General features: G+C 62.7%; 1 protein-coding gene and 1 pseudogene. Both read left to right on the top strand.

Features of this window, described 5'->3' with window-relative positions:
* A pseudogene (locus ACR0P8_RS09650) lies at positions 1-818 on the top strand (Ig-like domain-containing protein); the annotation flags it as partial.
* Positions 819-890: 72 nt separating this feature from the next.
* On the top strand, positions 891-1,576 hold a 686-nt coding region (locus tag ACR0P8_RS09645; RefSeq protein WP_432624840.1), incomplete at its 3' end, for an AAA family ATPase.

Genomic DNA, 1,576 nt, shown 5'->3' with positions numbered 1-1,576 from the left:
CGGTGGTCGGCAAGGAGAAAACGACCAGTGACGATTCGACCGTACGTTTCACACCGAAATACGCGGTGAAGGCGCCCGAATCGGTCAGCGTCAAGGGGCATGACGACGTGTGCGTAGTCAGTTGGAAGGAGAACGGCCACGCCGACGGGTTCACGGTGAGCGCGGACGGACTCGGCTCCTACCATGCCGGTGCTTCCGAACGATCGCACGATTTCCCGCTCAAGGAATGGCAGTCCTGTTCCTCGGGCTCCGTCACGCAGCATTTCAATGGCGCGGCAAGCACCTCCAAGTCCGGCAGGGCCGATCCGGCATACGTCCGCAAGGTGAAGGCCGCCGTCAAGGCGCCGATGCTGACGTGGGACGCCAATGATCCGAACATCATCAAGGTCAGCGGCGGATCGGTGAACATGTACGGCCAGCCCGGCAAAACCGTGATCACCTTCACCGCGGACGGCAAATCCTATGACGTCGCCTGGGCATTGGGCTCCGACAAACTGAACGTCAAGGACGTGCTGCCGACCGGAGCCGATTACGCGTGGAAGGCGAAGGTGGTGGGCACCGACACCGCGCTCAACAACGAGGACAATGGCGGCACACTGCTGGACCATGACAGGTACAAGACTCCCACGCCGAAACCCGAACCGTCGGAACCTTCAGAACCATCAAAACCGTCGGAGCCATCGGATTCTGACGCGTCCACGGAAGGCGAAGCGGCCACGCGGAATGACCGGCCTGTGGCATCCTCCGTCGCCCTGTCCACCGTCGACGGCGCATCCAAGCCTTGGATCCGCGGCCTGGCCTACTACGCCAGATGGTGAAACGGACGATCACAGCAATCGCAAACACAACGAACCATCCACACGAGCAACACAACAAGCAAGGAGCAACCCATGAGCAACGATTTCGATGACGCCACCCAGCTGGGTTCCATCGGCCATAATCCAAGCGTTCCCAGCCAACCCGGCCAGCAGCAGCCGGCGTTCCACACGCCGAATCTGCCGGAGCAGCCGCAAGCCGATGAGGATCCGGAGGGCACGCTGCTGAGCGCGCACGGCACCACCCAACCGGCGTTGCCGCAACAGTCCGCCCCGGCAACGCCGAACCAGCCGCGGTTCCGTCAGCCGATGCCGCAGAACCTTCGCCAACCGGCCGCCAATCCGGCAGTCGCAATGCCCGCGCAGCAGCCCGTCCAGCCAACCCAACCCGTCCAGCCCAGCCAGCCTGTACAGCCCGTCAAACAATCCCAGCCGGTCGTCGACACGTCCATGATGACCGCACCCAGCAAAGACATCACCGAATTCCATGAGAAGTTCGCCAAGCTCGTAGACAACGTCTCCCAGGTCGTGGTCGGCAAGGAAGCACCCATCCGCCAATGCGCCACAGCCATGGTGGTCGGCGGGCACATCCTGCTCGAGGACAACCCGGGCACCGGCAAAACCCAGCTGGCGCGAGGCCTTGCCAACTCCATCGACATGTCGTTCAAACGTATCCAGTTCACCCCGGACCTGCTGCCGTCCGACGTGGTCGGCGTCACCTACTACGACCAGAAGCGCGGCGAATTCGAATACCGCGAAGG

The sequence above is a fragment of the Bifidobacterium sp. genome (assembly GCF_050874245.1).
Taxonomy (GTDB): domain Bacteria; phylum Actinomycetota; class Actinomycetes; order Actinomycetales; family Bifidobacteriaceae; genus Bifidobacterium.
Note: the sequence above shows the minus strand (reverse complement) of the source record. Positions and strands in the feature narration are given on the sequence as shown.